5 protein-coding genes and 1 other RNA gene are annotated in these 6,084 nt (G+C 73.8%); 4 read left to right on the top strand and 2 right to left on the bottom strand.

All coding sequences use genetic code 11. The annotated features are described in order from the left end of the window. Positions 1 to 933: 933 nt before the first annotated feature. An RNA gene (gene rnpB, locus ACFVT2_RS40225) (RNase P RNA component class A) lies at positions 934 to 1,334 on the bottom strand. Between the two features lie 77 nt (positions 1,335 to 1,411). Between rnpB and ACFVT2_RS40220 the strand changes: the two genes are divergently transcribed. Beyond that, a complete protein-coding gene (locus ACFVT2_RS40220; RefSeq protein WP_390026584.1) occupies positions 1,412 to 2,212 on the top strand; it encodes a MerR family transcriptional regulator in 801 nt (266 codons plus the stop codon). Next, positions 2,209 to 2,841, top strand: a complete 633-nt coding sequence (locus ACFVT2_RS40215) for a hypothetical protein (protein ID WP_390026582.1) — start codon at positions 2,209 to 2,211, stop codon at positions 2,839 to 2,841. The genes ACFVT2_RS40220 and ACFVT2_RS40215 overlap by 4 nt, the downstream gene beginning before the upstream one ends. Here ACFVT2_RS40215 and ACFVT2_RS40210 read toward each other — a convergent pair. Next, positions 2,828 to 4,348, bottom strand: coding sequence for an RNB domain-containing ribonuclease (locus tag ACFVT2_RS40210; RefSeq protein ID WP_390026580.1), 1,521 nt, complete (start codon positions 4,346 to 4,348; stop codon positions 2,828 to 2,830). The two genes, ACFVT2_RS40215 and ACFVT2_RS40210, sit on opposite strands and share 14 nt — an antisense overlap. Positions 4,349 to 4,485: 137 nt before the next feature. Between ACFVT2_RS40210 and yaaA the strand changes: the two genes are divergently transcribed. Continuing rightward, entirely contained in the window at positions 4,486 to 5,298 is an 813-nt protein-coding gene (gene yaaA, locus ACFVT2_RS40205) for a peroxide stress protein YaaA (RefSeq protein WP_390026577.1), read from the top strand. A gap of 103 nt (positions 5,299 to 5,401) precedes the next feature. After that, positions 5,402 to 6,061 carry a bifunctional 4-hydroxy-2-oxoglutarate aldolase/2-dehydro-3-deoxy-phosphogluconate aldolase gene (eda, locus tag ACFVT2_RS40200; protein ID WP_390026575.1) on the top strand — a complete coding sequence of 220 codons (660 nt, stop codon included), beginning with the start codon at positions 5,402 to 5,404 and terminating at the stop codon, positions 6,059 to 6,061. Positions 6,062 to 6,084: the final 23 nt, after the last annotated feature.

Below are 6,084 nucleotides of genomic sequence, written 5' to 3'. Positions count from 1 at the left end.
CAAACGCGACTACATCTTCCACGGCACCCTGACCACCGCAGCCATCGTGATCTGGCTCCGTGATCTCGTCAAAGAGCCATCAGACACTGCCTAGGTGACAGTGACGCGGTGTACCTCGGTCAGGCGCTTGCCGGACCGGGCATGGCCACGACCACGAACAACTACCAGGACAGCTGTCTGATCGGGCTCCACCTGGACAACTGGGACAAGCTGACGTTTGCCGACAAGCACGCGGGGCGCCGTAGGCTCTGCCTCAATCTGGGACCTGGAACCCGGTACATCATCCTGGGCGACATCGACGCACAGGCAGTGTGCCGAGCTGTCCACCCCACTGCATACGGACACCGCTATCCCCACACTGACGACTGCCGGGCGTACGTCGCGAGTGGGCGTGCGTTCCGCATCGTCCGAATACGGCTCGCCCCTGGTGAGGGCTACCTGGCACCGACCGAATATCTCCCCCACGACGGATCGACTGATGGCGGCAGTCTTCCTTCGGCAGCAGCATTCTGGCTTGGCCGATGGCCGCGCGGAGTCCTTCCATCGTTGGTCTAACGCGAAGGAAGCGGGCGAGCCTGAGCTGTGGTTCGTCAGGGCCACGACGGCCGTTGGTGCGCTTGCAGCAGAGGTTCGTGAAACGGCTCAGGCCCTGGCGGGCTGGCGGGGCCTGCCCTGTGACCGTTGCCTGCGGGTGGAAAGCGACCGGCAAACGCTCCCCCTGCTCCCCGGGTTCCGCTCGGCTTGACGAGCGCCAGGCCCGAGCTCAAATCGCCACACGAGCGGGTTGCTGTCACCGCCACAGGATCGCCACACGACGCCTAGAAGCACCCGGAATCAACCGCAAACAGTGAACAGGCGATCACCGGCAGGCGGAGCGCAAAAGGCCCGCTGCCTGGCGATTTGCCAGGCAGCGGGCCAGTGCTAGCTAGTCGGCGGACGAGTCGGCCTGTACGCCGGGTTCTGTCTCCGGGCGACCTTGCGGTCGGCCGGGAGGCGGCCATCCATCTAGGGCTGCCGTTGCCGACAGCCTCGTGCGGTCTACCCGCGGACTCGGGCGGGCAGCCCTCGAACGTCCGCGCAGGGCCATCAGCCGATGGCCCCTCTTGACCTTGCTCCGGGTGGGGTTTACCTAGCTGCCCAGGTCACCCTGGGCACTGGTGGTCTCTTACACCACCGTTTCACCCTTACCCGGGCCGTGCGGCCCGGGCGGTCTGCTTTCTGTGGCACTGTCCCGCGGGTCACCCCGGGTGGCCGTTAGCCACCACCCTGCCCTGTGGAGCCCGGACGTTCCTCGGGGGGATCTGGGATCCCCACGCGGCCGCCCGGCCGGCTCGTCCGCCGTATCGACCATGCTACCTGGCGGATTCCGGCGGCTTGACCTTGCCGTTGCGGCAACGTTTCTACTGGGTCCATGCGGATCGGGGAACTCGCCGGGCTGGCCGGTGTCAGCACGCGGACCATACGGCACTACCACCACCTGGGGCTGCTTCCGGAGCCGGTCCGGCGGGCCAATGGCTACCGGGAGTACGGGCTGCGGGACGCGGTCGCGTTGGCGCGGGTGCGGCGGCTGACGGAGCTGGGGCTCGGGCTGGAGGAGGTCCGGGACGTGCTGGCCGAGGACGCCGGCCGGGAGCTGCGGGAGGTGCTGGCGGAGCTGGACGAGGATCTGGCGCGGCAGGAGGCGGCGATCCGGGCCCGGCGGTCGCGGTTGGCGGAGGTGCTGCGGCGCAGCGAGGAGCCGGGTGGGCTGCCGGAGGAAGGCCCGGTGTCGGAGCAACTTGCCGAGCTGTTCGCGGAGATGGCGCGGACCTCGGCGACGCTGCCGGGGCCGGAGCCGGCGATGGCGGTGCGGGAGCGGGAGGTGCTGGCGCTGCTGGACGCGTCGGGCGACGGCCGGGCGCAGGGGGCGATGGTGGCGGCGCTGCGGGAGATGTTCGCGGCGCCGGGCTCGATGGAGCGGGCGTATGCGGCGTACGGGCTGATGGACGGGCTGGCGGGGGCGGCGGTGGACGATCCGCGGGTGGCGGAGGCGGCCCGGGCGATCGTGGACTGCGTGCCGGCGGAGGCCGTGGCGGCGATCGCCGCGGGGGCCGGGCCCGCGGCGGGCCCGGGGGCGGAGTTCTGGACGGAACTCATGGTGGCCGAGCTGGCGCCGGCCCAGGCGGCGGCGATGCGGCTGGCCATGCGGTGGGTTGCGGAGGGGGCACGATGAGCGGGTTCGGGGAGCGGGTGCGGCGGCTGGCCACGTACGAAGGGCGGTGGCTGGCGAGCCTGGTGTGGTGGGTGGCGCGGCGCCGGGCGGGGGTGCCGGAGGGAGCGCGTCCCCTCCCGTACGCGGGAGCGCAGGCGGCGCTGATGTACGGGCTGGCGTTCGTGTGCGTGGTGGAAACGGTCGGAATGACCGTGCTGCTCCGGGACCTGCCGGTCGCGCACGCGGTGCTGCTGGTGGTGGACGTCTACACGGTGCTGATGGTGCTGGGGATCCAGGCCGCGGCGGTGACCTGGCCGCATGTGCTGGGCGCGGACGGTCTGCTGCTGCGGGACGGTGCCCGGTCGGAGTTGCGGATACCGGTGGAGCTGATCGCGTCGGTCCGGTACGAACTGCGGTCCGGGCCGGGGAACGGCCGAAGCGACGGCCACAAGGACGGCGGGGTGCGGGAGCTGGCCGTGGCGGGGCAGACCTCGGTGACGCTGGAGCTGGTCGAACCGGTGGTCGCGGTGCGGCTGCTGGGGCGGCGGGAGACGGTGCGGACGGTGCGGTTCCACGTGGATGACGCGCGGGGCGCGGTGGCGGCCGTGCGGGCGGTGGTGGGGCGCGGGGAGCCGGTCACACCGGGGTGAAGCGGACCGGGTCGCGGCCCGGTTCGGCGCCGGCCAGGCGGACCCGGATGCGGTGGCCGAGGGGCAGCGCGGGGCCGCCGGGGGCGGCCTGGACGGGGCCGATGACGGCCGGTTCGCAGAGGTGGACGGTGCCCTGGGTGGGGTCGTCCTCGTGGCGGTCGACGACCAGGGCTTCGAAGGTCTCGCCGACCCGGTCGCGCAGCAGGGCCGCCTCGACGAGGTCGACGCAGGCCCGCTCGACCCGGTTGGCTCGCTGGGCGCCGGTCTCCATCTGGTGCGGGAGGGCGGGCAGGGCGGCGCGGACCCAGCCGGGTGGGGTGCGGCCGGCCGCGGCGGCCAGGCACAGCTCGGAGGTGTAGCGGTCGACGAGCCGGCGCAGCGGGGCGGTGGCGTGGGCGTACGGGGCGGCGACCGCGGCGTGCACGGCGGCGGCGGCCGGTGGGGCGGTGCCGTCGAAGACCGTGTAGCCGGCGCCGCGGAGCAGGGCGGTGCACTCCTGGAGGAAGGCCGCGTGGCCGGCGTTGTGCGGGTCCAGGGTGCGGAGCAGCGCCGCGTACGAGGTGTGGTGGGGCCAGTCGACGCCGAGGGCCTGGGCGGTGAGGCGAAGCCAGGCGACCGAACCGGCCCGGGGGTGGGGGTCCTCCGTGCTCGACCGAGGTTGCGGGCTCGGGGGCGGCAGGGTGCGGAGGATGCCGGTGCCGGAGGCGAGCATCAGCTCGGCCGCGGCCATGCCGGTGAGCAGGGAGATCTGGGCGTTCCAGGCGGCGGCCGGGAGCGGGGCGCGGTAGGCGAGGGTATAGCGGCCGTCGCGTTCGACGATCTCCTGCTCGGGAACGTTGAGGGAGATCGCGCCGCGGGCCGTCGCCAGTTCCTCGCGGCGCAGCCCGATCTCGCGGAGCAGGGCGAGCGGTTCCTCGGCGGTGCCGTCGTCGAGGACGCGTTGGACGCCGGCGTAGTCGAGGCGGGCGCGGGAGCGGACCAGGGCGCGGCGGACGGTGGTGCCGGTCAGCGCGCCGTCGGCGTCGAGGGTGAACTGCCATAGGACGGCCGGGCGGTCCTGGTCGGGCAGCAGGCTGGCGGCGCCCTCGCTGAGCACGGTGGGGTGCAGCGGGATCCGCTCGTCGGGGAAGTACAGGGTGGCCACCCGGTGGTGCGACTCGGCGTCCAGGGCGCCGCCGGGGGTGACGAAGGAGGCGACGTCGGCGATGGCGTAGTGGACGTGGTAGCCGCCGGGCCGCCGGGCGAGGAACATCGCCTGGTCCAGGTCCTGGGCGCCGGGCGGGTCGAGGGTGAAGAGGGGCAGGTCGGTGGCGTCGTCCAGGGTGTGCTCGGTGGCCACCTCGCCGTCGCCCGCCGGGATGCGCGGGGCGCGGGCGGCGCTCTCCGCCTCGGCCTGCGCGGTGGGCGGGAAGTGGTCGGGGATCTCCAGCCGCACGCGCAGCTCGTGCAGGGCGGCCCGGAGGGGGGCCTCCGCTGCGTCGGTCACATGCATCTGGCGACGGGGCATGAAATCGAGCGTATGGCCGCCGGGCGCTCCCGGCACGGCGTACGGGAGCCGGGCGGGCACCGCCCCGGGGCGGCCGGGCTTCTAAGCTTTCGACGGGGCCGCACCCCCTGCCCGTACCGCCGTGAAGGAGAAACACCGTGCTCGTGTTGTTGCCGCCGTCCGAGGGGAAGGCCGCGGGAGGCAGCGGGAAGCCGCTGGATCTGGGGGCGCTGTCGCTGCCGGGGCTGACCGAGGCGCGGGCCGAGGTCCTGGAGGAACTGGTCGGGCTGTGCGCGGCCGATGCGGCGAAGGCCCAGGAGGTGCTGGGGCTGAGCGAGGGCCTGAAGGGCGAGGTCGCCAAGAACGCGGGGTTGCGCACCGCGGCCACCCGGCCGGCCGGGGAGATCTACACCGGGGTGCTGTACGACGCCCTCGGGCTGGCCTCCCTGGACGCGGCGGCGCGGAAGCGGGCCGAGCGGTCGCTGCTGGTGTTCTCGGGGTTGTGGGGCGCCGTGCGGATCGGGGACCGGATCCCTTCGTACCGCTGCTCGATGGGGGTGAAGCTGCCGGGGCTGGGCGCCCTGGGGGCGTACTGGCGGGGGCCGATGGCGGAGGTGCTGCCGGCGGCCGCATCGGAAGGGCGACGGGCCGGCGGCCTGGTGCTGGACCTGCGGTCGGCGGCGTACGCCACGGCGTGGAAGCCGAAGGGGGAGCTGGCCGGGCGGACCGCGACGGTGCGGGTGCTCCAGTCGAAGATCGTGAACGGGGTCGAGAAGCGGTCGGTGGTCAGCCACTTCAACAAGGCGACCAAGGGGCGGCTGGTCCGGGACCTGCTGGTGGCGGGGCACGAACCGGCGGACCCGGCGGAGCTGGTGGCGGCGCTGCGCGAGCTGGGGTACGTGGTGGAGGCGCAGGCGCCGGCGAAGGGCGGCAAGCCATGGGGGCTGGATGTGATCGTCACGGAGCTGTGAGGGACGAGGCGGAGCCGGCGCTCGCCATGGCGGACCGCCTCACTTTTCTCCGCGTTGCAACATACGCAACGATCGTTGCGGAGGATGGGGCGCCGGGCGCAGTATGGGCGGCGTGACTGACGCCGCCGCCGCTCCCCTGCCCCCCGCCCCCGCCGTCCTCGGCCTCGCCCCCGTCATTCCGGTCGTGGTCCTGAAGGACGCCGCGGACGCCGTACCGCTCGCCCGCGCGCTGGTCGCCGGCGGGCTGCCGGCGATCGAGGTGACCCTGCGCACGCCCGCCGCGCTGGACGCGATCCGGGCCGTCGCCGAGGAGGTCCCGGAGGCCGTGGTCGGCGCCGGGACCCTGCTGAACCCGGAGCACGTCGCGGCGGCCGGGGCGGCCGGGGCGCGGTTCCTGGTGAGCCCCGGCTGGTCGCCGCGACTGCTGGGCGCGCTGCGGGACTCCGGGCTCCCGTTCCTGCCGGGCGTCTCGACGGCCTCGGAGGTGGTGAGCCTGCTGGACGAGGGCATCACCGAGATGAAGTTCTTCCCGGCCGAGGCGGCGGGCGGTACCGCGTATCTGAAGTCGCTGGCCGCTCCGCTGCCGCAGGCCCGCTTCTGTCCGACCGGCGGGATCGGCCTGGCGTCGGCCCCCTCGTACCTGGCACTGCCCAACGTCGGCTGCGTCGGCGGTACATGGATGCTGCCGGGCGACGCGCTGGCCGCCAAGGACTGGGCGCGGGTCGAGCGGCTGGCTCGGGAGGCGGCGGCGCTGGGCGGCTGACCCCTCCTTCGCGGACTGCGCCC

Source organism: Streptomyces sp. NPDC058000 (assembly GCF_042886435.1).
In the GTDB taxonomy this organism is placed as follows: domain Bacteria; phylum Actinomycetota; class Actinomycetes; order Streptomycetales; family Streptomycetaceae; genus Streptomyces.
Note: the sequence above shows the minus strand (reverse complement) of the source record. Positions and strands in the feature narration are given on the sequence as shown.

Bases quoted from the DNA above. Each gene is read 5' to 3' on its own strand.
- ACFVT2_RS40220 (WP_390026584.1), top strand. From the start codon at position 1,412: ATGCGGATCGGGGAACTCGCCGGGCTGGCCGGTGTCAGCACGCGGACC.
- ACFVT2_RS40215 (WP_390026582.1), top strand. From the start codon at position 2,209: ATGAGCGGGTTCGGGGAGCGGGTGCGGCGGCTGGCCACGTACGAAGGG.
- ACFVT2_RS40210 (WP_390026580.1), bottom strand. From the start codon at position 4,348: ATGCCCCGTCGCCAGATGCATGTGACCGACGCAGCGGAGGCCCCCCTC.
- eda (WP_390026575.1), top strand. From the start codon at position 5,402: ATGGGCGGCGTGACTGACGCCGCCGCCGCTCCCCTGCCCCCCGCCCCC.